The organism is Cyclobacterium sp. 10D3-21 (assembly GCF_055809755.1).
In genome coordinates this window covers 876,207-900,892 of sequence record NZ_CM147924.1, presented here as the reverse complement: position 1 = coordinate 900,892, position 24,686 = coordinate 876,207, and the positions used below count along the sequence as shown (strand labels likewise).

Genomic DNA, 24,686 nt, shown 5'->3' with positions numbered 1-24,686 from the left:
TTAAAAGGTAACGTTCAAGCCCATTGAGTAAATGCGATCTGCTCTGTAGTCCTTGCCAGTACTATTTGAATAGCCTCCGGAAGGCAAAGTTGGATCCATTCCTACAGGCAAATGATCAAAAGTCAAAAGGTTGGAACCTGACAAGTAAATCCTTACTTTACTCAACCCAAACCTACTGATCACGGTATCATTGATACTGTACCCCAACTGAACATCCTGCAATCTTAAATAAGCGAAATTGCCTAAATATCGAGAGTTATAAGTTTGGTTTTTTACGTTAGAGGCATTGTCCTCATAAGGGCGAGGATAAAATGCGTCTGTATTTATATTCGCATCACCTTCATATAAACCTACGTACTTAGTACCTGGGGTATCTCGGTAATAATCCAAGTGATCCCATTTTGGTTGTGACCAATTTGCACGTCGAAAACCATAATAGGCATAATCATTATAATTCATACCCTTAGCGCGTTTGGCTGTTCCTTTCCATAACATGGAGAAGTCAAAACCTTTAAAATTGGCACCAAAATTAACCCCAAATTGATAGTGTGAACTGGAATTTCCTAAAAGCATTAAATCACCATGGTCATCGATTGTATTCTGACCATTGTTGATAACTCCGTCACCATTGAGGTCATCATATTTGACATCTCCTGGATTCCATAAGTTATAAATAAAGGATTGGTCGGCATGATTGTCGATCTCTTGCTGGGACTGGAACAATCCATTGGAAGACCATCCCCAGATATCTCCTACTTCCTGACCAACAAGCCAGGATCCGAGGTAACCGGTTGGATTGTTGTATTCCGTCACAACCGCCTTGGCATCATATAAGTTGAAACCAACAAAATAACTCAAATCAGAATTAACAACTTCTTTCCATTTTACAGACAATTCCCATCCTCTGGTTCTCAAGGCCGAATTGTTAGATCGTGGAACAGATGCCCCAAGAACACCCGGTAAAGTCTCAGATGGCCCGATCATGTCAGTCGTATTCCGCTCAAACCAATCAAAATTAACCCCAAGTTTACTGGCGAGAAATTCCATGTCTATACCAATATTAGTGGTGGCCGCTTTTTCCCAAGTCAATGAAGGGCTTACCAAAGAAGGCGTCAAGGTATATCCAACCTGTCCGGTTTGATTGTAACCTGGAAGCCAGTTAAGTAAGTTTTTAGACAATTGAATCAATGCCAAATCCTGGTAAGCAGCAACATTTTGGTTACCAAGTTGACCCCAAGAACCTCTAAGTTTTAAAGTGTTGATAAAACCTGATGATTGCGTCCAAAAATCTTCATTACTCACCACCCAACCGGCAGAAAATGAAGGGAAAAACCCCCATCTTTTACCTTCCAAAAAGCGAGAAGTCCCATCGTATCTCACGTTGGATTCTACAAGGTATTTTTCCTTATAATTATAAGTTAATCGACCAAAATAACCTTCAGTAGCCCACTGACTTAATCCTTCATTGATGGATGGATCTCCTGTGGCAGTATTTAAAGAAATAATATCAGGTACAATTAAATTTCTGGCTTGACCATTCAATGACCTGTATTTACCTGATTCATATTGCCCTCCAGCCATAACCATGAAATTATGAGCTTCATTAAAGCTCCATTCATAAGAAGAGTAAATATTCGAACTCCAATAATAATCACTGGAATGGTATTCATTGACCTGACTTGCTACCCACGAACTTGACTGCTCTCCTGTCAACCAATTTTGTTCTCCAAATTCTCTACCGTCATGAAGACCGTAAAAATCAGTGGATTGATAGGCAAAATCGGCATTTATTTTCCATCCTTTTAAGGGTCTCAATTCCGTACCTATGATTTGCCAGTTCTCCGTAGTCTCATCATTACTTGCTCCAGCCTCAAAAAAGCTTTTCACACTGCTCTGCACTTGATTTCCGAAACTATCGAACACTGCTTGTTTTGGTGCTGTATTGTAAATAATATGTAAAAGGGCATTGTATGAATCAGAAGACTCAGGTCTTGCACCCGTAGGGAAATGGCGATTGTTTTTCATTAAACGCGTTTCAAATCTCAAATCCCACCAATCAGTCAGTGCCGTTTTAACTTTGGCTGTTAGATTATAACGCTTGTTATAATCATCAGCCCATGTAAAGGAACTTGCTTGGTTTGTAAAACCTGCTGATAGATAATAAGAAGTTTTATCGGATCCGCCCTGTACGGAAAAATTATGAGATTGTCCCATGTTAGGACCAGTAGCCAGGTCCCAAAAATCGTTGTTAGCATGACCGTCTCCATTTCCACCGGCCCATCCACCACCAGCAGCAGGGAAAGCAGCCCAGTTGGTCACTTCACTAGCAGGGAAATCTGCAGGAAATTGTGAGCGTATAAAATCATAGTCCCCATCTTGATAGGCGATAACTCTATCAATGGTTTCCTCGCTAAACTTCAAAGAAGAACCTTTGTTTAATGCTGCTTCATTGAGTACACGAGAATAAGTGTAAGAATCCAAGGTTCCTGGCAATTTAGCAGGGGTAACCAAACTCATGCTACCTGAATAGTTTACCCTTATTTTTGAATTTTTCTTACCGGATTTGGTTGTAATAAGCACCACACCATAAGGCGCTCTTGCACCATAAATAGCAGATGCTGCTGCATCTTTTAAAACGGATATGGATTCTATGTCTTCAGGATTAAGGGAATTCATGTCACCAGGAAATCCATCTATCAGGATATAAGGCGCTCCTCCATTGAGTGATCCAATTCCACGAATATCTATAGAGGCCTTAGCCCCTGGCTGGTACCCATTGGCATCAAAACCAAAATTCAATCCAGGTGTTGTTCCAACCAATAACTGGGAAACATTTGCAGCATGACGGTCTTCTAACATATCACTGGAAATCACATCCACCGATCCAGTCAAATTAACCTTTTTCTGAGTACCATACCCTACAACCACAAATTCATCCAAGGAGGACATCTCCTCAATTAAACTCACGTCCAGCACGCTTCTGTCTCCAATTGCAATCTGTTGCGTTTCAAAACCTATAAATGAAATCACCAAAGTAGCACCCTCAGGCACCAATAGGGAATAATTACCATCAATATCTGTTGCGGTTCCTATTGAGGTGCCCTGAACAGAAACAGTTGCTCCCGGAATAGGCGCTCCACTTGCATCGGTGACGGTGCCACGAATGGTGACCTCCACTTCGACGTTTTTTTCTTCACTATTTCTTTTGGCCACTTTAACACTAATTCTATTGTCTACTTGCTTGAAAGAAAGTGTATGGCTGGCAGCTAATGACAAAAGCACATTTTCTAAGCTTTGGTGTTCTACCTGTAGGTTGACTGGTAGTGATCCATCTACCAATTCCTGGTCATAGATAAACAAAAACGATGTTTCACTTTTTATCCTATTAAAGGATTCGGCCAAGGATGCATCTTTTAGGTCTAAGCTCAAGTACACTTCACTGATATTCAGAGAACTTTGCCCCTTTGTTGGAGATGCGTACATCAGGTTTAGACACAACAGCTGTAGAAAAAAGCCGTATAGGTAATATTTCCCCACCATACTAAGTACATGTAATGATTTTTTCATAAATTTGATAGTTTTCTTGTTATCGATGGCATTAAAACTACAGTTAGAAGGAAGCCTGAGAACTTTCCCTCTTTCTGGAACTGGCCGATGAATACTGTTCATCGGCTTTTTACTTTATTTTCATAGGCTATTCACTTGCTTTAAATTGAATGAATACTGTTTTATTTTTAATCGAGAAATCAAAATTATAGGCATACCCCAAACTCTCAAGCACATCTTTTAAATAGGTGTTTTTTTTAAATTCTCCGGAAATTCTTACATTATTTTGGGGACTGTTTTTGACTTTGATTTCAGCCGCATACCAACGTTCCAGGATTTGAACAACTTCTGAAAAAGGAATTTTCTCAAAAACCAGCACACCTTCCTTCCAAGGAAAGGCCTTCTCAAGGTCAAATTTGCTTTTGATTAAATTGTTATCTGTACCAATGACCACTTCTTCTCCAGGAATTAGATCTACTGATTGTCCTTCCTCAGATGAATTTGACACCCTGACCTTACCTGTAGCCAACTGCACCTGAACAAAATTCTTTTTATAGGAATTGATGTTGAAAGAGGTGCCTAATGCTGTGGTAATTAAATCACCACTATGCACACGAAAAGGTAAGAGACTGTCGGAAGCCACTTCAAAAAAGGCTTCTCCTGATAAGAATATTTCCCGATGGCTCTGCCCAAATTCACGTTTAAATCGCAACTCGCTTTCTGCGTTCAACACCACATTGCTACCATCAGCGAGCATTAAGGTAGACTTTTGTCCTTTTGGGTTGGACTTAATGACCCATTCGTTTGACGTAGTATTTTGGGCAATTGGTTCCTTGTATTCTACTGACAAAAAGGCATAAACCAAAATCAAGGAAAATACGGCAAGTATGGATCCTCCCAGAAACAGTCTTATTTTATTTTCAAGTCTTGCATTTCCAGAAGTGTATACATGACGATTGGAATTGTCCTCTTCTTCCTCAGCAGATATAATCTTGTCTTTGATCGCCAGGAAGGTTTTTTTCTTTCTACTTTCCATCCATTTCAAAGCAGAAGAATCCAACTCAAGAAGAATGGTCTTAGCTTGTCCCAATAACTCAACCTGAGAAGGATTGGCATTTAACCAGTCCTGCCAAAATTTTGCTTGTTCGGCATCATTATTAAGCACCCATTGCTTAAAGGATTTATCTTCTAAAAAATCAGCTATTTTTTCGTAGGATTTCATTTATCAAACATCTATATCTATAAGAGGGAGATTGTTGGTAAATCTCACCATGATATTGATGTTTTTTAATAAAAATTTTAAATTTTACTATTTGCAGATAAAAAATTAGGCGTCTGCACTGATTAAACCGAACAAAACTATGATCTTAGCTGTGAAATCGGATGAAGTAAGGTACTGCTTCATGGACTTAAGTCCTTTTAGAACCAAGTTGTACAGAGAAGGCACTTTTATTCCCATCAGCTCTGAAATTTCTTCATAAGACAAATCCTGAAGATACTTTAGATAGATGGCCTCTTTTTGTCTGGTGGATAAATTATCTAATGCTGAGGAAATTTTTCTGCTTGATTCATGGGTAATCTGATTTTCAATCAAAATCTCTTGAAAGGAATCCTGCCAAGCCATGCTTGAATGATAATCCTCCAGCACCTCATGTTTTTGATTTACTTTTAGCCTTCTAACCAGCTCTCTACGGAAAGCCGAATATAAATAAAACCGAATAGAGGAGTGGATATCCAAACTGGATTTTATCTCCCAAAGGTGTACGTACACATCCTGAATGACATCTTCAATAAGCTCACAATCTGTAGTAAATTTCTGTCCATACTTATATATATCATCAGAATAGGAGGTGAAAATAAATGAAAATGCTTCCTGATCGGCGGATTGAATCAAACCCCACAATTCATAAGAACCCAGTTGTTCGTACTGCATAATAATTTGGATGTTAGGGTTTAAAACACTTAAAAATGTGGATAAATATTTAAACTTCCAAATATCAAAATAAATTATTCTTATTTCCTGGTTATGACCATCAACTTAGAAATAAAAATTAGAGGTTGCTTTTGTCTCTATTGATAAAGAAAACACTGCAAATGCAATTCACTGTTAAGGAGCAAATTTGCTTGTCCGATTACAACTACAGAAGGAACATGCGTCGCAAGCCTTTTGGCTTTTTTGAAGTCCATCATAAGTTGGATTCCAATCAGAATATCTAAAAAAACCACCCCCTATCAATTTGAGAATCTATCCACCATCCCGGTCAATAGATTCTCAAATTCCTTATTCCATTTGTCATTAAGCTTAAACGCCCATGTCTGAAAAAATTAATCCCTAAGCCTTGGTAGCTATTTCTTTAATAGCGCAAACAAATTTATCCAATTCAGGTAAACGAGTATAAACATGAGGTGTAACACGAACACAACTGATATTTTCAAAATCAATCGCTACTGTATGAATTTTGTACTTATTGAATAATAACCTTTCTAACTCATGGGGTGTGACACCATTTAGCCACTTGTGTAATTGGTTTATTGTTATCCACTGAAAAAAAACATAAACCAAGGCCAATGAAAATAAAGCAAGTATGAACCCTCCTAAGAATCGCTTTATTCTATTTTCAAGTCTTGTATTGCCAGAGGTGTATGCATATCTACTGGAAGTCACCTCCTCTTCCTCAGTAGCTATAGTCTTTTCTCTAATTGCCAGCAAGTTTTTTTTCTTTCTACTTTCCGTCCATTTCAAAGCTGAGGAATCCAACTCAAGAAGAATTGTCTTTGCTTGTCCCAATAACTCAACCTGAGAAGGATTGGCATTTAACCAGTCCTGCCATAATATTGCTTGTTCGGAGTCATTATAAAGCCCCCATTACTTAAAGGATTTCATTTATCAAACAGCTATACCTTAAAGAGAGAGATTGTTGGTAAATTTCATCATCATATTTTTGTTTTTTCAATAAATATTTAAATTTTTATCATTAATAGACAAAAATTTAGACGTATGAGCTGATGAAACCAAATAAAAATATGACTACCGCTGTAAAATCAGATGAAGAAAGGAATTGATTCATTGACTTAAGTCCTTTTAGGACCAAGTTGTACAGTGCGGTCACTTTTATCCCCATCAAGGCTGAAATCTCGTCATAAGACAATTCTAGGCGGTATTTGAGATATATGGCTTCTTTTTGTCTGGTAGATAAATTGTCTAATGCGGAGGAAATTTTTCTACTAGATTCCTGTGTAATTTGGTTTTCAATCAATATCTCTTGAAATGAATCCTGCCAAGTTATGCTTGAATGGTAATCTTCCAAAACGTCGTATTTATGATTTTCTTTAAGCCTTCTTACCAATTCTCTTCGGAAGGTTGAAAACAAATAAAATCGAATGGATGAGTGGATATCCAAACTGGATTTAAACTCCCAAAGGTGTATGAACATATCTTGAATAACATCCTCGATTAGCTCACAATCTGTAGTGAACTTCTGTCCATACTTAAATAAATCATCAGAATTAGACGCGAAAATATATGAAAATGCATCCTGATCGGCGAATTGAATCAAACCCCACAATTCATAAGAATTCAGATGTTCGTACCTCATAATAATTTGGATGTTAGGGTTTTAGTCACTTAAAAATGTGTATAAATATCCAAATTTCCAAATATCAAAATAAAATATTCCCATTTACTGATTTTGACAAATCACCATATAAAAATAAATAGCGCCTATTTTGGGATGATGAAGAGAATTTTTGGTTAAGAAAATTCAGCAATTATTTATTTTACGGAATCAGCCAAAAATTGTAAAATTTAATAGGCTGCCATCCTGAAAATGACGCTACATTTTGGAATGGCTAAAGCAATAGCATTTACAGATGCTTTTAAATAAAATTCCACTTTGACAAAAATAAAAGAGCGCTGCACACTGACTCATCCTGCTTCTTTTCAATAAAAATTTACTATAAAAAAAAATGCCCCTTCTATTACACGATTAAATCAAGCAATAAAAAGGACACCTAAGACCAAAACAAACCCTATTGTATAAAAATTGGTTTAAGAAGATTATCGTTTGTTATTCAATTAAACAATTATAATTTTTATTTGGATTCATCAAATGACCCCATCCATAAATTTCTTCATTTTCAATTCCCTTAACCGATTTCAAATAGCCACTTTCTACAAGGGCAGCCACGTGAAAATATACTGCATCAACATCAGAAGGTTCGTTTCCAGGGAAATGACTAAATCCACCATCCTCTTTTTGACACTTAAGCATCCAATTGTTAGCTTTACTATACGCTTTCTTTATATCTTTTTTTCTATTCGTAACTCCGCCTGCCTGCTTAAGAATAAACAGAGCATCATAGACTGCATGAACATCCCAATCTGGTTGATGGAGCGACCAGGATCCATCCTCTTTTTGGTCTTTAAGCACCCGAGTCACCATTTCTTTAGCCAAAGGAGTTTCCTCCCCAATTAATCGATAATAATGTGCTGCGTGAAAAGTAGACGCCACGTGATCCCCAATGTATCCATCAGCTGTTTGGTTATCCCTTAAATACCCTCTCATTTTCTCATCAATATTCGATGGCATTTTCGTCTTCCATGCACTATAAAATAGTGCAAAAAAGCTGCTTGTGTAAAGCGGTAGCTCCTGAAACCTGTTCCCTTCGAAAAAATAGGTTATAACGGGCGTAGGGTCATACTTTGGTTCTCTTCCCAATATTTTTAAGGCCGCCACACTTTGAACGGTATTGTATAATTTAGCAAGCGGCGTTTCCATGTCTCCTTCTCCCGTAGGCGCATAAAATGCACCGTCCTCCTTCTGACAGGAAAGAAAGAAATCTATGGTTGCTTGTTCATAAGGCAATTCCCAGCCAAATGTTTTATGAATGATCACCGCATAGGTAGGGGATGCAATGCCAGAAAATTTTGTATCTGAATTTCCTGCGTAATCCTTGGCTATTCCAGGCCTGAAAGTTCCGTCCTGATTAGCGATTTTTTGAAAAAATGAGCGAACCCCTTCAAGTACCTTTTTTTGATTGTCAATCATCAAAAAGTCAAAATCGCCCATCGCTACTCCTCCAGTTACTACAGGTAATAATTGCAATACTTTTCTTCGGCTAAAATTCATCTTTTGTATTTTATGTTTTCAAAAATTTTGATTTTTATTCATTATTCATCCCGAAGGAATTACTATTCTATCGCTTATTGGATTGAAGCCGAAATATGCAATCTTTCCCTCAAAGTAGAATACTATTTCAGCATATTTTAATAAATAACAAAAATAATACCCTTACAATTTCACTTCATAGATGAGATTTTGTCAGCATTCACCTGAACCACGGGCTTTACCCGTTGCTTTGATATTACGTTCCTATAGGGCTGGTGAAACAGGAGCAATAACGCTCATTTTCACCTGATCACAGCAAGTAATCAATGAGCTAGATAGAATTAGGGAATGAATTGTCGGTGGCCTATTTCGGGTAGAAGCACATATCACTTTCTCTAAGATTCAATCATAAACCCGAAATATGCAATAGACAATCTATTACGTGCTGAAATCGCTTTAAAATCAGCCACTTCGTTGCTGTATTCAATTTCACCATAGCGGTGCTATGCTAAAATATCCAAACAGCCTGATTTTCTTGCGATTGCAACACTTCCCGTAAACACGGGACAGGCTTCACCCCTGACTATTGTCAGGACGGAGAAATCCTATTAAATAATCCGGGTTAAACAAAAAAAAGGTGCCATCTCCCAACAAAGATGACACCTAAGCACTCAACCCCAACCAATTAGTTAATCTACGCTAAGAAAAGTGATGCAATTCCCAATACTTGGTCTTTGTTCAATGGCTCATCCCATCCTTCAGTTACAGCAGCAGAATCAATACCTGTCAGTTGAGTAACATCCACACCTCCATGCATTACATTTTCTTCACCGGCATATATGGCCTGGGTGGCGGCAGGTAAAGTACCATTTGACCCTTCTGTAATCCAGCCTTTAATACTGTCATGCCCTTTTTTGGTTCGAAGCCTTCTCACCATTGAAGCGTGCCTGGCTTCTACCGAATGGATAGAAAGTGCGGCAGTTAGTACCACGTCATTTTCCATTACATTGCCTGCCTGACCTTTATAAGCCCTCACTCCGGTATCCTCAAATGCTTGAGACAAGGCCAAAAAAGTAGGGTAATCCGTAAATGGTGAGAAATTTCCGCCTGCAGTAAAATCAAAGGCTGGTTCTGTCACTGGGGTTCCACCCAAAACATTCCCAACTACCTCAGTCAAAAAATTAACGTGAGCCAACTCATGGTCTCTTATTTTTTCAAAAATAGCCATATCTGCTCCTTCAATAACCCCAGCATCTAAGCCCATCTGATAATACCTGTATTCAAGATGTTCCAAAGTCAGCGCATAGTTCAAAACGCCTATCAAGCTATCTGTATCTGCCTTGGCAACTTTTGGTAAAGCGGACAAAATTCCCAAAGGAACCGCGGCCATTGCCATTTTTTTACTCAGGTCACCAAATTTGTGAAAAGCATCTCTTCTAGAAAAAAACAATTCTTTTTCATCCGAATCCTTAGTATCCGGACACATTTTATCTAATAAATTTAATAAGTTCATGTCTATCTTAGTTTAGGTTAAATATTAGCTTGGCAATTGGCTGAAGTCAATTGGAGTAGTCACATAAGTACTCGCGGCAGAAAGCACTTCTGAGAAGCTGAGTGTGCGTTCAAGACCGTTGGCATCGATCAAATCGTCACCAGCAAAATCTGCGGAACCTGGATTCAATAGGTCTCTGATTGCTGCAGCATGTCTTGCTTCTACTGAAACAATCTTACCGGCAATCAATAAATAGCCTGCATCCTGAATAAACTTTCCTGCGCCATTATAGGCAGCTACACCTAAATCCTCGAATGTTTTAGCGGCCCCTAAAACCGACATTCTGTCGTCAAAATCAATTGCACTGAAGTCTACTTCCAAATCTGCAATTGCAGCATTACCTAAAGCAGCTTTAAAAAATTCCTTATGAGCCCTTTCATGTTTTTCAAGGTCTCCCATGATTTGCTTTTCTTCCGCATTCGCATTGGCGAAATACCCCCCTTGAATTACGGTTGCGTAAAATGCCGCTTCAAGTTGTTCTAGTGCATAAGCATAGTTCAATATTCCAATATCACCGGACCCCAACATTACCCCATCTTTCATCGGCGGCATGTAATCCTCATCGTCATTACAGCCGACCATAAACAATCCTGCTGCAGCAATGGATAAGCTACCTTTTTGAAGGAACTTCCTACGGTTGGCATCCTTCACCAGTCCCTGAGGTTTAATCAAATCATTTTTCATTTTCTTAAAGTTTAGGTAAATAACTTGGTTTCGTTTTCATCATAAATGGTCAATCGAATCGATGATTGATTTTTATGACTTATTTGAGAAGAGTTACGAATCAAAAGATCCCTTTGGATCTAGGGGGAGCTAAACTTTTTTATAAAAAATGATTGAAAAGGAATATTTATCTATAAAACCCCTGCTAAATCACGCTTAACAGTGGTTTTTATTAGGTGGTAAATCATAAAAAAAAATGTTGAAAGCCAAAAAGCAAGGATAAATCACCTGTTTATCGCTTAAACGATCTTCTACTAATAAGCGCAACTATATCCCTTAAACGTGTAAAAAGTTATTCAATAACCATGGTAAAGGTACAGTGCACCATAGGTCCAATTTGGCCCAGCCATTCCTGGATAATTAATTCTATCCATCATCAAAGCCACATAGCGGAATGGGTATCCTTCAGGCAACTGCACTACATTGGGCCATACTCTTGTTCCTGAAAGCTTATCCCAAGGCGGCAAATCCATTTTCAATGTCCCAACCTCTTTCAAATCAGGATAGCTATAAATGAAAATTTCTCTCTCTGAACTTCCAGAAAAACAATACAAGCGATCACCTATTTTCTGAATGGATGTACCCGTGGAGTTGTGCGCAACAGGTCCAGCAATCTTCACATAGCCTTTGTTCCAATGGTCAGACTCCATTACAATTGCCTTGTAGCCACCTTCATTGACACAGGTCAAGATTCTCCATTTGCCTACCTCACTGTCATAAAGAATATGCGGATCCTCCACATCGCCTACTACCCCAAAAGGGGATGCCTCCATTACTGAAAAACCAAACCTTGGATCCCTTTCACTTTTAACAGCCAAGAGCTGTTTCTCTTCTTTATCTATATTGGCATAAGCACTAAAACCCGTGGTGGTACCTTTCCAAACCTTATCATTTCGGTCAAAAAAGATATGCGATGCCACTTCATTTCTTAAAAGTCCATCCTTGCGATCAAAAAGGATGACCCCTTCTAATTTAATATCGAATACAGAAGGATTCATACTGAACACACCCTGAACATGATGTGGTAAAGCCCTACCTCTAATAGACATGGTGTACCACAAGCGCCCTTGGTCCAAGAGCGGAGAACCATCCTCATAAGTGATCGCACGAATGTCGGCTAAACCTACGCCTGCAGTAAGTCCCATAAGTACCCTATCTATTTTTACTTCCCCTGAGTCAAGCCCTACATAAAGGTGTGATTGAAATGAATGCAAGTATTCCTTTTTTCGCAAATCTATTAAAGTGTTAAAATCAGACTGCCCAATGACCTGCGGCAATTCCTCGTCTTTCAAATACAGCACCAAGCCACTTCCAAGCATTTGCAGATAAAGTGTTCCTTTTAAGGAGGTGGTTTCGGAAAGGTTTACAGCGATTGACTCTTCAGTGGTCCTGCCGTTCTTGTCGGTATAGTGTAGCCTTGCGTCCTTGATTTTTTGCTCATTGAACTGCAGCTTAATGGTTAACTTCTCTTTTGTATTGGTTCCGGAAAATGAAAAACCAAGTGCTCCTTTACCAATACTTGAGTCCAAATGAATGGCATAGGTAGCTACTGGATTGAAGCCCCCGAACCAAATGGCTGTTTCCGTTTTTGCTTTGGACTGAACAATCAATTGATTGGCTATGATAGAGACTTTTGAACTATCCTTAAGCAGGCTAGTAATCGGATGCATGACAGAAAACCCTATGGTTTTTTCCGGCCAAATACCTGCCAAAGGTATGGTCTGGTCATCATCAAAAATCAACCTTTTAGAAGCTTGCCGGGTAAATTTTATTTGGTCAGGACTGGTTTGGGCCTGAAGAGGAATTCCATATAGGGTCATCCATATTATAAAAAAACAATTGAATGCAGACAATCTCATGGGCTATTGTTAAATCGGGTTATTGTTTTGATAAAAATTAAGCATCACTTTTGACCTTAAACCTCAATACCGTTTTTAATTTTTCTTCTGGCACTTTTCTGAAATCGGTGAGGTATATTTCCCTATGGGTTTTTGAAAGTCTTTCCAGACCTACCTCTTTTGCATAAGCTTCCATTTTCGCGAAGGATTCCGCCTCATTGTCATAACTGCCTACATGCAACATCTGTAAGCAAGATCCTTCCTCAATGGTATCAAACCGGGCATTCTCTAGTAAAGGCTGGGGCTTTTTCTTTTTTGTCATGGCCAACATCTCTTCATAAAAGCCCTCTTCCACAAAACTGGGTTGGCGAATCATAATGGTAAATACCAAATCATCTTTATTGATGGTTCCATCAAATTTGGCCTTGGCCGCAGCATTAATGTCCCAATCCCCTTCAAGTGGATAAACGGTATAATCCTGATAGCCTTCCGGTGGATCACTGATCTTTTTAAGGGTCATTTTTACGGCATAAGACAATGAATAGAGAACCGAAATACAATCAGCAAACTGGCTGCTATTTGGATTCCCCTCTCCAGAAATGCTGATAAACTTAAATGCAGGGACATTTACTTTTGTAGGCTTGGCTTTGGGTAAATAAAGCTCTTTTTCGGATTTCCTCCATTCATATTTCATGGTGCATTTGGGTTGATTTTGGAAGCAATAACTTGATTCAGCCAGCCATTTTTGTCTGTGCCATATTTTTTTTTTTCAATTTACCCATTCCCCTTTAAAAAGGAAAAATATTTATTTCCAGTGAAAGGGAAAATACAATTCTGAATTCAAAGCATCAGTCACTCTAAGTCAAAACAAAACTTCCTCAATTCTTGAGCAAAAAAAGAAGCCATAATAGCATTGCGCTTTTATGGCTTCTTTTCAGAATAACAATTAATAATCAAATGTATCCCTTGGTAGAGGTTTTCCTTAATCCAAAACAGTTACCAAATCCTCTTTGCTTTTTCTTACTTTCTTAAGGTTTACCAACCAATCTTGTTCGCTGTCTCTGTATCCTAAAGGAAGGACAACACAACTTCTAAGTCCTTTTTCTTTTAATCCCAAGATCTCATCAAGTGCATCAGGATCAAAACCTTCCATTGGGGTGCTGTCTACCCCTTCGAATGCAGCAGCGGCAATGGCTTGTGAAAAAGCGATATAGGCTTGCTTGGCCGCATGGTTAAAATTCTCTTCAGCCGATCTGTTCGGGTAAGTAGCGAGCAATTGTTTCCTGTAGTTTTCCCAACCTTCATTGGTAAAGCCTCTTTCCTCATTGGTGAGGTCAAACATTTTATTGATCCGCTCTTCGGTATAGGTATCCCAAGCTGCAAAAACCAACAAATGAGAACAGTCGGTAACTACAGATTGATTCCAGGCAATAGGCTTAATTTGCTCTTTGATTTCTTGATTGGTAATTACTATCACCTCAAATGGTTGCAAACCACTCGAGGTTGGTGCTAATGATATTGCTTCTATTATATTGTCCACCTTCTCTTGCGCTATTTTCTTACCATTCATGGCTTTAGCAGCATATCTCCAATTCAACTTGTCAATTAATTCCATTTTACTGATTCTATTTATTTTCGTTTTGATTACTATTTTTCGAAAGGATTTTCATCCAGGTATTTAACATTTTCCTCAATCCAGCGATCTCATCTATTTCTATGCCTTCGGCGGATAAACTTTCAAGCATTTTTTCAGGGATAGGCAAAGCCTGAACCTTCAATTTTGTCCCTTCCTCAGTTAAGGATACAATTACACTCCTTTCATCTGTGGTTGAACGAAGGCGTTTGATTAGCCCCATTGCTTCGATCCGTTTAAGTAGTGGAGAAAGGGTATTGGTATCCAATAATAATTTCTCTTTGATCTGATTTACACTTATTCCATCAGACTCCCAAAGCACCATCAACACCAGGTATTGAGGGTAAGTCAAGCCCAACTTGCTTAAAAAAGGCTTGTAGGCCTTTGTTATTAGCCGTGAGACGGAATAAAAAGGAAAACAGATTTGATTCTTTAATTCTAGTTGTGAAGCGTCCATCAATTCTTAATTTTTTTTTGATCGATAATCAGCCCATGATCCTGCAGACCAAAGGGCCCATACAATAAGCACTGGCTGGAAGAAAAGACGAATCAAGCGTGCCTTATCAGAATCCAATGCCCCGAAAGCATCTTTACCATCGAGATATTGTGCCACATTCCCAGGAAAAACCAATAGAAAAAATACGGCAAGTGCCCAACCAAAATTCACCCGCTGGCTTTTCCAAAATGCCAATCCAAGCCCAAGTGCGATTTCTACATATCCTGATAACACCACAATCAAATCTTTTTCAAAAGGCAACCAATCCGGTACCTGCGCCTGAAAATCAATTCTATTGAAGGTTAAATGACTAATTCCGGCATAAATCATAAATGCAGCCAGAATTAACCTGAAAATATTTTGTACTAAAGAGGTCTGATTATTCATTTTTTGTTTTTAAATCTTACACGCTTATATCGCAAACGATACTATTGCTTTGAAAGTTTCCTAAGCGCTAATTTCTTTTACAAAATTTTAAAGGTTAATCGAATAAGGGGGATTTATAGAGCAGCCAATTCAGCCTCAAGCATTTTGAAATCGGCCAGTAATTGCTGAATGGCTGTTTTATTCAGGCCATTGTATATGCCTCTAATGTGTCGGTCGCCATCGATAAGCAAGATGTTTTCCGTATGTAAAAAATCATCAGGGCCTTTGGCTATTCCCATGTCTTCTTCAACAAAAAATTGGTTTCTTCCCAGGTCATAAATTTGATCTCTGTCCCCTGTCAGCAAAAACCAGCTTTTATTCACTATATCATTTTTTTCAGCGTAGACTTTAAGCTCCTCAACACCATCCATTTCTGGGGTTACAGAATACGAAAGGAACATTGCTTTGTCTGTTTCCTGCAATTCTTCTTGAATCAAGTACATATTGGCCATCATCTTTGGACAAATTCCCGGGCAGGTGGTGAAAAAGAAATTTACTATACTGATTTTATTGTCCAGATCCTTTGCAGTAACCTCATTCCCATATTGGTTGAACAGGTTAAATTCAGGGATTTGGTGAAAATCCACAGGAACATCCTCCTTTGTAGAAAACCAGTGAGGAGTAAATGTAGCTTCTTCATAATAAGGCAAGGTTTCTTTGTCCTCATCAGTGGTTGTTGTTTTTGGTCCTCCATTATTACAGGCAGACGCAAAAAAAACGATCAATACAATTGTCAATTTATTCATCTATCACAATATTTTCTCCTACCAACTCGTAACACAAACTCGCTCTTTTCAAACCATAGATACGGCCATCCTTTGCTTCATAATTTACAAATAGTTTTCCATTTTCTCTCCATGCCTGCTGTATGCCTTCTTCCAAACCCTCAACGATATGGAGCACCTTAAATAGCTGTCCACTGCTGTACCATTGTTTTTGAACCCCATGGACCACTCCGTTTTGAAAATTCGCTTCAGATCTTTGCTTTCCATTGGACCACCAGGATTTAACTATTCCATTTAGTCTGTTCGCTGCATAGTTGGCTTCAAAACTCAACAGGCCATTTTCGAACCATCGCTGAAGCACCCCATCTCTTTTACCATTCAAATAGGTGATTTTTTCTGACGCGAGCCCATTTGGATAGGTCGCTATTCCTGTCCCTGTAAATGGTTCGTCCTTATAAAAAACAATCCCTTGATTGGGATTGAGTATAAGGTTCTCATCCGAAACCGTCCTCTTCTCCAATTCGGCTGGTGTTAAAGCACCATCAACAGGCGTTCCATTTGGCGTATTAAACCCAAAAACAAGTAATGAGAACCAGTATATTTGTTTAATTAATAGCATTTGGACTGCCTTGGTAATTTCCTGGAAAAAGGATGTAATACTTATTTAAATACAACTCATTTTGAATATGATAGTGGTATTCCTCCTCCTGATTGTACTTGGTGATAGAAGTATGCCCACCTGATACATCAAGGTCATTGGGATAGTCTCCTGTGCTCGCACATTTCCTGCCATACAAAAAGAATCCATCTGAAATGATCCCGATCAGGTTATCGTCATCATCAGAAAAGGCAAGTGGCTCCAGATGATAATGGTAACTTTGAGGGCCTGTATGCGCACCATTGTAATCCAAAGAAGGCGCTGCATCATCCAATGGGATGTTTGGTCCTTCCTCATCATTGTAGATCATGGATCCACTAACGGCGATCCCTATTGGCCCTAATCCTGTAGATGAGGTAGTTGATGCTTTGGCTGGAATTGCCGGCACGATAAGCGTATAGGCACCATTGAAATCATCAATATTTCCGGGGGCCATTTGACCAAAACTGGTATAGGTGGGATTTACGAAAAGCGGATGGTTTGCGGAAGCAGCTTCTGTGACCAATAAATTCCCCCTTGGGTCCGTTGCTTCCCTTTTTGTAGTATTTGACCAGTAGGGGGAAGTGTGATTTGGGAGACCATTTGATTCTATAATAATCTCGTCCCCATCTAGCATTATGGTTGTATTGGCTTCATCAAAGGCTTCAAATGCAGCTGGTAACTCGGTAAGCTTATTCTCTGGGATAAGCTCCTGATTATCGCATGAACAAGACATTATTACGATGCTTAGTACTGCTATCTTACTGAAAACTAATTTCTTCATGACTATAGTTTAACCCGAAATATGCAATAGACAATCTATTACGTGCTGAAATCGCTTCAAAATACCCAATCGTTGCTGTTTTCAATTTCACCATAGCGGTGCTATGCTAAAATATCCAAACAGCCTGATTTTCTTGCGATTGCAACACTCATCACGAATCCTATTACATAATCCGGGTTTAATTTATTTCTATAGACGTGAGAATGTAATCAATCCCTTGATAACGGGGGGATATTTCTTCTTTCTCTTAGCAAAACCTGCTGCACTTCACTGATAATCTCATTGAATTGCTCTTTTTGCTCATCCTTGCAAAGGTTTTTTAGTTCCTCAAAATGAGCAAAGGTCATGTTTATTTTTTCAGCTTCTTTAAGGGCTACTTCATTCAATTTTTCTGCTTTGGCCTCTTCGTCCACCACTGGCATTTTTAAAAACTCAAAGTATTCTTTCACCAACTTTTTTTGTTGCCGCTCTATCAAAGCCATTTCCTTCTGATGGTTTTTAGCAGACGTAAAAAAGCTTGCCTCTTGTGATTCGGAAAGATTAAGCTCCTTGCTAATCTTAAACATTAAATCAGCTTTTTCTTGGGGACCAGAAAGAGGTGGCCTGGGATGGTTCAACATAACAAAGGCCAGTACACCATTGATAATCAATAGGATAAAAAACCCAATTTTAAATATATTTTTCTTCATCATTCATAAATATTATAGTCTGAAATCAGACCAGTGTAGGTTGATTCTACTTGTTCGGTACTTTCCTGATAAGTAAAGTAGTTGTCCAGCACAAATACATTTGCACTAACCAGTAATAGCATAACTGCCGCCACAGCCATCCACTGGCTAGGGTTTTTGGCCAGTTTACTTCTTTTTTGATCGCCCAATTTTTTCTTGATTGCTAACAAGCTATCTCTAGGTGGTTGGGCATCTTCCATCCCTTCCAGGCTATTCATGATTTTGTTTTTCCAGGCTTCCATATATTCTTAGACGTATTGTGTCATTTTTTCCCTCGCTCGGGATAATATTTTTCTAGTTTTATTCTCATTGTTGCTTTTGCTCTCTGCAAAAGTGACTCTACTGACTTCCTGCTGACCTTCATGATGTCTGCAACCTCTTGTTGTGGCAAGCCGTCAATTTGGGTAAGGATAAAAACTGTCTTTTGGTTTTCTGTCAATTCATCCATGACACGAAACAAGAGTTTGGCATCTTCGGAATTTTCCATTTTCACTCCAGGGTGAACAAAATCTATGGGCTCAATAATGATTTCACCCGAATCCTTACTAAACAAGGAGGAGAATATACCTTTTCGTTTTAAACTGTTCTTTTTGCGTAGAAAGTCGAGACATTTATTAATGGTCATCCTATAAATCCAGGTACTGACAGAGGCATCGTTCTTGAATTTTGAAGCAGAATCAAATAAAGTAATAAAAACATCCTGAAGCAGTTCTTCAGCATCTTCCTCATTTTTCGTATAACTGAGTGCCGTTGAATAAACCTTTGCCGAATATTTATTATAAAAATAGTCAAGTGGCTTTTCATTGCCATTTGCCATTTCCATAAGAAATTGGGCCTCATCATTTATCTGTCGCACATTTGTCATACAGGCTTAATCTACACTATAATTTTTATAAGCTTATTTCAGGCTTGATTTAAATATAAAGGTACCCCTTAAACTTCAAATATTGTTTCAAGGTTTTTTTGGTGCTGAAGCCTTGGGTCTTTGGATTTAATAAGTATTGGTCTGTTTTCTATTACCTCTGCACACCTTTCCAAGGTTTCCCTTTCAAGCCTATCCATCGCCTCTTTGGTATAAAAGGTAAGATGCGGAAATAAAATCACATTTTCCAACTCATAAAGTTTACGTAAAGGGTGAGTGCTATGATTCAGAGGCTCCTTACTGAAGACATCTAAACCTGCCCCTCCTATCTGCCCATTGGTCAGGCTTTCCAACAAAGCTTCCTCATCTATCAAGGCTCCACGAGCAGAATTGACAATAATCGCCGTCTTCTTTAGCATCGCCAATTCATGCTTACCAATTATATGCCTGGTTTCATTATTTAACACCGCATGCAAGGAAATAAAATCACTTTGTTCGAGCAATGATTGAAGTGATTCAGTTTTAATAATCCCATTTTCGGCTAAATGTTCCTCAGATTTATAGGGATCATATCCAATTACTTTTGCCCTAAATCCCAAACCGGCCATTCTTGCCATACTATTCCCTATTCGACCACAGCCAATTATACCCAGTGTTTTGCCTGCTATATCCTGAGACATCCATTCTTGAGTAGGCCAGGCCCAGGAGGACTTTCTCATTTTATTTTGGATAGCAGGCATTTTTTTAGCCAAGGCCAGAAGCATTGCAAAGGCACCTTCTGCCACCGTTTCTTCAGCATATTCTGGAATGTTTACAACCACTATCCCCTTTTTATTGGCAGCAGGAATGTCTATGGCGTCTACCCCCACACCATATTTGATTATGGCTTTAAGGTTTTTAGCAGCATTTATAATCTTAGGCCCAATTGTGGTATAACACATCAATAATATATCACATGTCTCTACCGCGCGACAAAGGGCTTCTTCAGACACCGTTTCTGGAAGTAAAACCAACTCATGTCCCTGATCTCTAAGGACCTGATCAACCATGGGAAGTTCAAGTTCCTTGTCAGTTCTGACTATTTTCATATATAAAGCATCTTCAGTAAAAAGGGTTTACTTCTTATAAATTGACAAAGTGAAAATTGCTGGAAATTTAGTTTTCTTTAAGGATCGTAATTAGCTCGTAAGTCAAAATTTGCAAACCTTCCCGAAAGGATTCAGTTGAAACAAGTTCCAGCTTTGCTGCCGTTTTTGACTCCCCAAAAAGTGGCTGCCCCTGTCCCAAAACGATGGGGTTGACTTTTAATTTAACCTGATTGATCAAACCATTGTCCAGAAGCCAGCCAGCAAACTGACCTCCACCACATAGGTATACATCCGTACCAGAATTGCGTAGTATCTCTTTCACATTTTCGATCTCTATTTTCGCTAAATGAACATTGGCTGCTAAAGAAGAGATTTGAAGGTTATTTGAAAAGACGTAATGTTCCATATGCGGGTAAGGGGCCTGACCTGGTTTTAAGCCATACTTGTACCCAAACTCATAGGTTTTCCTGCCCATAATCACCGTATTGAATTTCTTCAAGTCATTCTGGTATTTATCTACCCCTTCTCCTTCACCAAGAAACAGGCTAATGTCATCATTTGGGCCAGAAATGAAACCATCTATAGAAATGGCTACATAATAGATCAGTTTTTTCATGATAAAAGAATTTAGTAAGATAGATAAGCCAAACACAAAGGACAATGCTAAAGTTATTCAGCATAAAATATTAACCCCTAAATACGCAATGGACCTTCTATTACTTAATGAAACCCCTCTGATCCCTTTGTATAATCCAGGATTAAATCAAATTAAAACTCACAGCACTCTGACTTTATACAATTTCATGTCATTCACCTCTAATGTATCCTGTGGGTTCGCAAAATAAATATGGTGTGTCCACCAACTTATCTCTCCTTTGGTATACACAAGCGCATCTGTTTTGGCATTAAAATTCACTGATTTCACATGCGCTACTCCCTCAAGAGGTTTAAAGGGAGTAAAGGTGGAAGTTGAAATATCAAATTGCCACACACTGTTGGTTGTTGTCAAAAGTAATCGTCGATCACTTGTAAGGAAAAGGTCATGACCACTTTCATCAGGTATTTCCCATTCATTCACTTTCTCTAATTTGGGCTGAGTACTCTCCCAATCAGCCAGCTTGTACTCTCTCAATTGAACAAACCCCAGAGCAAACAAACTGTTTTTCTCTTCATCCCAAACCACACCATGCCCGGAATATAGACTATCAGAGTATAGTATTTTATCCGACTGTTTCACATCATAAAGTCGGATTGAATTTCCGTTTTCTGCTGTGGAAAGTGCTACTACTATCCTTCCTCCGGGAAGATAGGCTGCAGAATGGGCATTGGGAACATGTGCGTAAAAAACAGTTTTTTTATCCTTCCGGTTTACCAAGGCAACTCCTCCACTAGAAGAGGTTATTAAAATCTGGCCCTCTCCAACAGGCTTACAATCATCAGTGCTCTTAAAATACCCATGGTATTCCTTGGGTAAACCCTCAGAAATAGATGCTGTCCATTCCCAAACCTTTACAAGACTATCTTTATTTGATTTTCTCTTGTCGAAAATAACTACATTCTCATCTCCACAACCGATAATTTCTAAAGCCTCTGTATTTAACAGCGATGTGTTTTTTTCAGAACAGGAAGAGAAAAAAACAACTAAAAATAGTAAAGAAATAAATTTCATGGTAAAGTAAATTTTTAAGTTCAAGCCTAAGCTTCCCCTAAAGATAATATAAAGTCAATTAAACCCGAAATATGCAATAGGACCCGGGTTAAAAGAATGATTTGGCTGCCATTAAATTATTTTTTCACCAATAATCCCAACCAAAAACCCAAGTATAGCACCCAAAGAAGAGAGGTAATTGTTTTTCAGCTTACTTTTTGGAATAATGTCCTGAATCAGTAAATACAAAATCCCTCCACTTGCGAAAACCATTAAGTAGGCAGTTAAATCTGGATAATCACTCAAATAAAAATGGCCGAGCATGGCTCCAATTATGCCTGAAAAACTCAGGAAAAAGAAAATGACAAGGGTTTTACGGATAGTAAAGCCGCTCTGAACCAAATCTCTAAATGAATTAAAAGCTTCTGGAAGATTTTGCAATCCTATAATGACGGCCAAAAGTGTGGCCATTTTCGAATTTATGGCAAAAGTGGCACCTAAGGCAATGGATTCAGGCACAAAATCCATCATCATGGCCAATAATGTGGCAATTTGCCCACCTTTTTTTGCCAAATACCAATCAATTAGCATAAATAAAATCGCTCCAAACAGGAAGGTGCCCACCAAGGGGAATAATTCCAGTTCCTTCATTCCTTGTGGTACCAATACCAGGGCCAAGGCAGACAAGATTATTCCCGCACCAAAAGACATCAGCGCATGAATAATTTCATATTTGATCGGCTTTTCTTTAATATGATGGTTAAAATAATTGGCCAATAAGCCGCCAATAAAAACCGTAATTCCTGAAAGTCCTGAAAAGAGAATAATTTTTAGTAACATAAAAATAAAGTTAAATTATTCCTTGTAAATCAACACGATACCAATTACAATATTCAATTCGAAACAGAAAAAGGAGACAAAGTCTATATCCGCTAAGGAAAATTTCAGGGTAAAGGCACATTGCAAGACTGCGAAATGTTTTTTAGCTGGTCCAAAATAATTTGATGAACAGGTATGCCTTCTTTCATTCTAAGGGAATAGGCTTCGCGCTCAGGATCTCCAGGCACAAGCACTTTGGAAGCTCCATTAGTAGCTACTGCATTCCTCATGGTAACAATCCAATGATCCATGCTTTTTTTGAAGTCCGTTAAATCCCTAAATCCTTCTATGTCCCAAGCAGTAAAAAAATGACCAATCCCTTTCCCTACCTGTGTTTCGGGCATAGAGGAGTTAATCGCAAAGGGAGTAGCAAATGGTCCCCAGTTGGCACCACTCAGGACTGCACATAAAATATCAACGGCTCCTGCTAAACAATAACCTTTGTGACCAGAACCTTCTTTTGTGCTCCCTAAAGGCAACAAAGCCCCACCATCGATCATTTCTTCAGGACTGTTGGTGGGCAGACCATTTTTATCAAGACACCAGCCTAGAGGTACATTTCTCTCTTCTCTATGGGCTATTTCCACTTTCCCATAAGCAACAGTGCTACTGGCAAAATCAATGACTACTTCCGGCTCATTCATAGATGGAAATGCCAGAGCAATCGGATTTGTTCCCAGCATTTTTTCCATTCCATTAAATGGCACAACTCCTTTGGTGGTATTGGTCATGGATAAGCCGATAAAATCTTCTTTTACTGCCATAAGTGGATAATAACCAGCCGCTCCATAATGGTTCGTATTGCAAACAGCAATGGACCCAGAACCATGTAAATGGGTTTTTGCTATCGCAATATCCATGCATTTGGGCCCAACTACCAATCCCAAACCATTGTCCCCATCTATTGTGCCTACAGCATGCTTTTCTCTAAGTACCTTCAGTTTCGGCCTTGGGTTTACCCTACCAGCATGAAGCAATTCAAAATAGGTTTGAAGCCTGGCAATCCCATGTGAATCTATGCCATGTTCATCACTATAGGCCAGGACATCTGCCGCCAAAGCAGCTTCATCATCAGGTACGCCTAAGGACATAAAAACGCTTGTTGTAAATTCTCTAAGAGCTTGGTGGTGAATATGCGTATACGCTTTAGGCATTGTTATTTGGTTAAAGATGAAGCGGATTGAAGCTTTGACATGAATTTACAATAGGATGAAACAAAACATCCGGCTAACCAAATGGCTAGCCGGATGAAATTATATTTTTAGCAACTATAAATCAAACTAAAGCCCATTATGGCAATGGTTTGATCATAATGTCTTTGTAGTAAATCAAACTTTTAGGATCATGGGCTTGAAGTGCAACCGTTCCATGGCTTAATCGCTTGCCACTGTCACCGATTTCTCCTCTATCCGTTTTCTCATTGAACTCATTGACAACTTTTCCATTTATTTTAACCGTTATGTTGTCACCCTGTACTATGATATGCTGGGTATACCATTCATTGTCTTTCACATAAGTCTCTTTGACATCTTTGAAGCTATAAACACTTCCAGTTTTTCTCCAGTCCCCTTGTGTTTGGTTAACCTGTATTTCATAACCTTTTGTTGGCCATCCATCTTTTTCAAATTCGGTATGAATAAAAATTCCTGAATTGGCTCCGGGCATGGTTTTCACCTGCATTTTTAACTCAAAGTTCTTAAAATCATGTTTTTTGTATTTACCAGTGTAGAACATGTGTGACCTTGGGCCTTCCACTTTTACCACTCCATCTTCAATACTGAATGATTCAGGGTTTTCGCTAAAAGACCAACCTTTAAAAGATTTGCCATTAAAAAGCTCTTTCCATCCTTTATCGGCTTTTTGAGCAGATACATTTAAGGAGATAAATGCACATATTAAAATTGCTATAATTCTTTTCATTAGGTGTAATTTGGATTATTATTATTTAAGGGTTCAAATTAATACTTTCTTAGGGATAATTCAAGTAGATAAAGTGAATCCCATTTCATTTTT

At 38.6% G+C, this 24,686-nt stretch carries 25 protein-coding genes; all 25 read right to left on the bottom strand.

The features are described from left to right. Entirely contained in the window at nucleotides 1-3,567 is a 3,567-nt protein-coding gene (locus AC0L7T_RS03845; RefSeq protein ID WP_473341148.1) for a TonB-dependent receptor, read from the bottom strand. Nucleotides 3,568-3,694: 127 nt separating this feature from the next. Beyond that, nucleotides 3,695-4,768, bottom strand: coding sequence for a FecR family protein (locus tag AC0L7T_RS03840; RefSeq protein WP_473341147.1), 1,074 nt, complete (start codon nucleotides 4,766-4,768; stop codon nucleotides 3,695-3,697). Nucleotides 4,769-4,873: 105 nt separating this feature from the next. Continuing rightward, nucleotides 4,874-5,479, bottom strand: a complete 606-nt coding sequence (locus AC0L7T_RS03835) for an RNA polymerase sigma factor (RefSeq protein ID WP_473341146.1) — start codon at nucleotides 5,477-5,479, stop codon at nucleotides 4,874-4,876. Between the two features lie 399 nt (nucleotides 5,480-5,878). Beyond that, nucleotides 5,879-6,334 (bottom strand): hypothetical protein, encoded by a 456-nt coding sequence (locus tag AC0L7T_RS03830; RefSeq protein WP_473341145.1) that lies wholly within the window; start codon nucleotides 6,332-6,334, stop codon nucleotides 5,879-5,881. Between the two features lie 202 nt (nucleotides 6,335-6,536). Then, nucleotides 6,537-7,142: an RNA polymerase sigma factor gene (locus AC0L7T_RS03825; protein WP_473341144.1), complete on the bottom strand. Its 606-nt coding sequence runs from the start codon at nucleotides 7,140-7,142 to the stop codon at nucleotides 6,537-6,539. A 471-nt stretch (nucleotides 7,143-7,613) separates the two neighbouring features. After that, complete coding sequence (locus AC0L7T_RS03820; RefSeq protein WP_473341143.1) at nucleotides 7,614-8,675, bottom strand: prenyltransferase/squalene oxidase repeat-containing protein; 1,062 nt, start codon at nucleotides 8,673-8,675, stop codon at nucleotides 7,614-7,616. A 673-nt stretch (nucleotides 8,676-9,348) separates the two neighbouring features. Then, the gene (locus AC0L7T_RS03815) at nucleotides 9,349-10,167 is read right to left on the bottom strand and encodes a ferritin-like domain-containing protein (protein ID WP_473341142.1); all 819 of its coding nucleotides are present in this window, start codon (nucleotides 10,165-10,167) and stop codon (nucleotides 9,349-9,351) included. A 24-nt stretch (nucleotides 10,168-10,191) separates the two neighbouring features. Continuing rightward, entirely contained in the window at nucleotides 10,192-10,890 is a 699-nt protein-coding gene (locus AC0L7T_RS03810; protein WP_473341141.1) for a ferritin-like domain-containing protein, read from the bottom strand. 335 nt (nucleotides 10,891-11,225) lie between these two features. Then, the gene (locus AC0L7T_RS03805; RefSeq protein WP_473341140.1) at nucleotides 11,226-12,788 is read right to left on the bottom strand and encodes a hypothetical protein; all 1,563 of its coding nucleotides are present in this window, start codon (nucleotides 12,786-12,788) and stop codon (nucleotides 11,226-11,228) included. Between the two features lie 37 nt (nucleotides 12,789-12,825). Further along, nucleotides 12,826-13,461: a GyrI-like domain-containing protein gene (locus AC0L7T_RS03800; RefSeq protein WP_473341139.1), complete on the bottom strand. Its 636-nt coding sequence runs from the start codon at nucleotides 13,459-13,461 to the stop codon at nucleotides 12,826-12,828. A gap of 288 nt (nucleotides 13,462-13,749) precedes the next feature. Next, nucleotides 13,750-14,382, bottom strand: a complete 633-nt coding sequence (locus AC0L7T_RS03795) for a nitroreductase family protein (RefSeq protein ID WP_473341138.1) — start codon at nucleotides 14,380-14,382, stop codon at nucleotides 13,750-13,752. Between the two features lie 10 nt (nucleotides 14,383-14,392). Further along, a complete protein-coding gene (locus AC0L7T_RS03790; protein WP_473341137.1) occupies nucleotides 14,393-14,857 on the bottom strand; it encodes a MarR family winged helix-turn-helix transcriptional regulator in 465 nt (154 codons plus the stop codon). 6 nt (nucleotides 14,858-14,863) lie between these two features. Then, nucleotides 14,864-15,283, bottom strand: a complete 420-nt coding sequence (locus tag AC0L7T_RS03785) for a DoxX family protein (RefSeq protein ID WP_473341136.1) — start codon at nucleotides 15,281-15,283, stop codon at nucleotides 14,864-14,866. A 113-nt stretch (nucleotides 15,284-15,396) separates the two neighbouring features. Then, nucleotides 15,397-16,068: an SCO family protein gene (locus tag AC0L7T_RS03780; RefSeq protein ID WP_473341135.1), complete on the bottom strand. Its 672-nt coding sequence runs from the start codon at nucleotides 16,066-16,068 to the stop codon at nucleotides 15,397-15,399. Further along, nucleotides 16,061-16,666, bottom strand: coding sequence for a toxin-antitoxin system YwqK family antitoxin (locus AC0L7T_RS03775; RefSeq protein ID WP_473341134.1), 606 nt, complete (start codon nucleotides 16,664-16,666; stop codon nucleotides 16,061-16,063). The genes AC0L7T_RS03780 and AC0L7T_RS03775 overlap by 8 nt, the downstream gene beginning before the upstream one ends. Then, nucleotides 16,653-17,468 (bottom strand): YHYH protein, encoded by an 816-nt coding sequence (locus tag AC0L7T_RS03770; protein WP_473341133.1) that lies wholly within the window; start codon nucleotides 17,466-17,468, stop codon nucleotides 16,653-16,655. Before AC0L7T_RS03770 ends, AC0L7T_RS03775 begins: the two co-directional genes overlap by 14 nt. A gap of 209 nt (nucleotides 17,469-17,677) precedes the next feature. Then, on the bottom strand, nucleotides 17,678-18,160 hold the full coding sequence (locus tag AC0L7T_RS03765) for a Spy/CpxP family protein refolding chaperone (protein WP_473341132.1): 483 nt from the start codon (nucleotides 18,158-18,160) through the stop codon (nucleotides 17,678-17,680). Further along, the gene (locus AC0L7T_RS03760) at nucleotides 18,157-18,438 is read right to left on the bottom strand and encodes a hypothetical protein (protein WP_473341131.1); all 282 of its coding nucleotides are present in this window, start codon (nucleotides 18,436-18,438) and stop codon (nucleotides 18,157-18,159) included. The genes AC0L7T_RS03765 and AC0L7T_RS03760 overlap by 4 nt, the downstream gene beginning before the upstream one ends. A 20-nt stretch (nucleotides 18,439-18,458) precedes the next feature. Next, nucleotides 18,459-19,061, bottom strand: coding sequence for an RNA polymerase sigma factor (locus tag AC0L7T_RS03755; protein WP_473341130.1), 603 nt, complete (start codon nucleotides 19,059-19,061; stop codon nucleotides 18,459-18,461). Nucleotides 19,062-19,129: 68 nt separating this feature from the next. Continuing rightward, entirely contained in the window at nucleotides 19,130-20,146 is a 1,017-nt protein-coding gene (locus AC0L7T_RS03750; protein WP_473341129.1) for a 2-hydroxyacid dehydrogenase, read from the bottom strand. A 67-nt stretch (nucleotides 20,147-20,213) separates the two neighbouring features. Beyond that, the gene (locus AC0L7T_RS03745) at nucleotides 20,214-20,762 is read right to left on the bottom strand and encodes a dihydrofolate reductase family protein (protein WP_473341128.1); all 549 of its coding nucleotides are present in this window, start codon (nucleotides 20,760-20,762) and stop codon (nucleotides 20,214-20,216) included. Between the two features lie 159 nt (nucleotides 20,763-20,921). Beyond that, a complete protein-coding gene (locus AC0L7T_RS03740) occupies nucleotides 20,922-21,815 on the bottom strand; it encodes a DUF6528 family protein (protein WP_473341127.1) in 894 nt (297 codons plus the stop codon). Nucleotides 21,816-21,926: 111 nt separating this feature from the next. Beyond that, the gene (locus tag AC0L7T_RS03735; protein ID WP_473341126.1) at nucleotides 21,927-22,634 is read right to left on the bottom strand and encodes a ZIP family metal transporter; all 708 of its coding nucleotides are present in this window, start codon (nucleotides 22,632-22,634) and stop codon (nucleotides 21,927-21,929) included. 104 nt (nucleotides 22,635-22,738) lie between these two features. Next, on the bottom strand, nucleotides 22,739-23,827 hold the full coding sequence (locus tag AC0L7T_RS03730) for an Ldh family oxidoreductase (protein ID WP_473341125.1): 1,089 nt from the start codon (nucleotides 23,825-23,827) through the stop codon (nucleotides 22,739-22,741). Nucleotides 23,828-23,963: 136 nt separating this feature from the next. Beyond that, nucleotides 23,964-24,593, bottom strand: coding sequence for a 3-keto-disaccharide hydrolase (locus AC0L7T_RS03725; RefSeq protein WP_473341124.1), 630 nt, complete (start codon nucleotides 24,591-24,593; stop codon nucleotides 23,964-23,966). Nucleotides 24,594-24,686: the final 93 nt, after the last annotated feature.

What these genes read in the sequence shown, in the direction of transcription:
- AC0L7T_RS03845 (WP_473341148.1), bottom strand. Translation starts at nt 3,567, where the DNA reads ATGAAAAAATCATTACATGTACTTAGTATGGTGGGGAAATATTACCTA.
- AC0L7T_RS03750 (WP_473341129.1), bottom strand. Translation starts at nt 20,146, where the DNA reads ATGAAAATAGTCAGAACTGACAAGGAACTTGAACTTCCCATGGTTGAT.
- AC0L7T_RS03760 (WP_473341131.1), bottom strand. Translation starts at nt 18,438, where the DNA reads ATGGAAGCCTGGAAAAACAAAATCATGAATAGCCTGGAAGGGATGGAA.
- AC0L7T_RS03825 (WP_473341144.1), bottom strand. Translation starts at nt 7,142, where the DNA reads ATGAGGTACGAACATCTGAATTCTTATGAATTGTGGGGTTTGATTCAA.
- AC0L7T_RS03840 (WP_473341147.1), bottom strand. Translation starts at nt 4,768, where the DNA reads ATGAAATCCTACGAAAAAATAGCTGATTTTTTAGAAGATAAATCCTTT.
- AC0L7T_RS03835 (WP_473341146.1), bottom strand. Translation starts at nt 5,479, where the DNA reads ATGCAGTACGAACAACTGGGTTCTTATGAATTGTGGGGTTTGATTCAA.
- AC0L7T_RS03795 (WP_473341138.1), bottom strand. Translation starts at nt 14,382, where the DNA reads ATGGAATTAATTGACAAGTTGAATTGGAGATATGCTGCTAAAGCCATG.
- AC0L7T_RS03735 (WP_473341126.1), bottom strand. Translation starts at nt 22,634, where the DNA reads ATGTTACTAAAAATTATTCTCTTTTCAGGACTTTCAGGAATTACGGTT.
- AC0L7T_RS03755 (WP_473341130.1), bottom strand. Translation starts at nt 19,061, where the DNA reads ATGACAAATGTGCGACAGATAAATGATGAGGCCCAATTTCTTATGGAA.
- AC0L7T_RS03725 (WP_473341124.1), bottom strand. Translation starts at nt 24,593, where the DNA reads ATGAAAAGAATTATAGCAATTTTAATATGTGCATTTATCTCCTTAAAT.
- AC0L7T_RS03780 (WP_473341135.1), bottom strand. Translation starts at nt 16,068, where the DNA reads ATGAATAAATTGACAATTGTATTGATCGTTTTTTTTGCGTCTGCCTGT.
- AC0L7T_RS03820 (WP_473341143.1), bottom strand. Translation starts at nt 8,675, where the DNA reads ATGAATTTTAGCCGAAGAAAAGTATTGCAATTATTACCTGTAGTAACT.
- AC0L7T_RS03810 (WP_473341141.1), bottom strand. Translation starts at nt 10,890, where the DNA reads ATGAAAAATGATTTGATTAAACCTCAGGGACTGGTGAAGGATGCCAAC.
- AC0L7T_RS03800 (WP_473341139.1), bottom strand. Translation starts at nt 13,461, where the DNA reads ATGAAATATGAATGGAGGAAATCCGAAAAAGAGCTTTATTTACCCAAA.
- AC0L7T_RS03745 (WP_473341128.1), bottom strand. Translation starts at nt 20,762, where the DNA reads ATGAAAAAACTGATCTATTATGTAGCCATTTCTATAGATGGTTTCATT.
- AC0L7T_RS03790 (WP_473341137.1), bottom strand. Translation starts at nt 14,857, where the DNA reads ATGGACGCTTCACAACTAGAATTAAAGAATCAAATCTGTTTTCCTTTT.
- AC0L7T_RS03815 (WP_473341142.1), bottom strand. Translation starts at nt 10,167, where the DNA reads ATGAACTTATTAAATTTATTAGATAAAATGTGTCCGGATACTAAGGAT.
- AC0L7T_RS03770 (WP_473341133.1), bottom strand. Translation starts at nt 17,468, where the DNA reads ATGAAGAAATTAGTTTTCAGTAAGATAGCAGTACTAAGCATCGTAATA.
- AC0L7T_RS03730 (WP_473341125.1), bottom strand. Translation starts at nt 23,827, where the DNA reads ATGCCTAAAGCGTATACGCATATTCACCACCAAGCTCTTAGAGAATTT.
- AC0L7T_RS03765 (WP_473341132.1), bottom strand. Translation starts at nt 18,160, where the DNA reads ATGATGAAGAAAAATATATTTAAAATTGGGTTTTTTATCCTATTGATT.
- AC0L7T_RS03775 (WP_473341134.1), bottom strand. Translation starts at nt 16,666, where the DNA reads ATGCTATTAATTAAACAAATATACTGGTTCTCATTACTTGTTTTTGGG.
- AC0L7T_RS03805 (WP_473341140.1), bottom strand. Translation starts at nt 12,788, where the DNA reads ATGAGATTGTCTGCATTCAATTGTTTTTTTATAATATGGATGACCCTA.
- AC0L7T_RS03740 (WP_473341127.1), bottom strand. Translation starts at nt 21,815, where the DNA reads ATGAAATTTATTTCTTTACTATTTTTAGTTGTTTTTTTCTCTTCCTGT.
- AC0L7T_RS03785 (WP_473341136.1), bottom strand. Translation starts at nt 15,283, where the DNA reads ATGAATAATCAGACCTCTTTAGTACAAAATATTTTCAGGTTAATTCTG.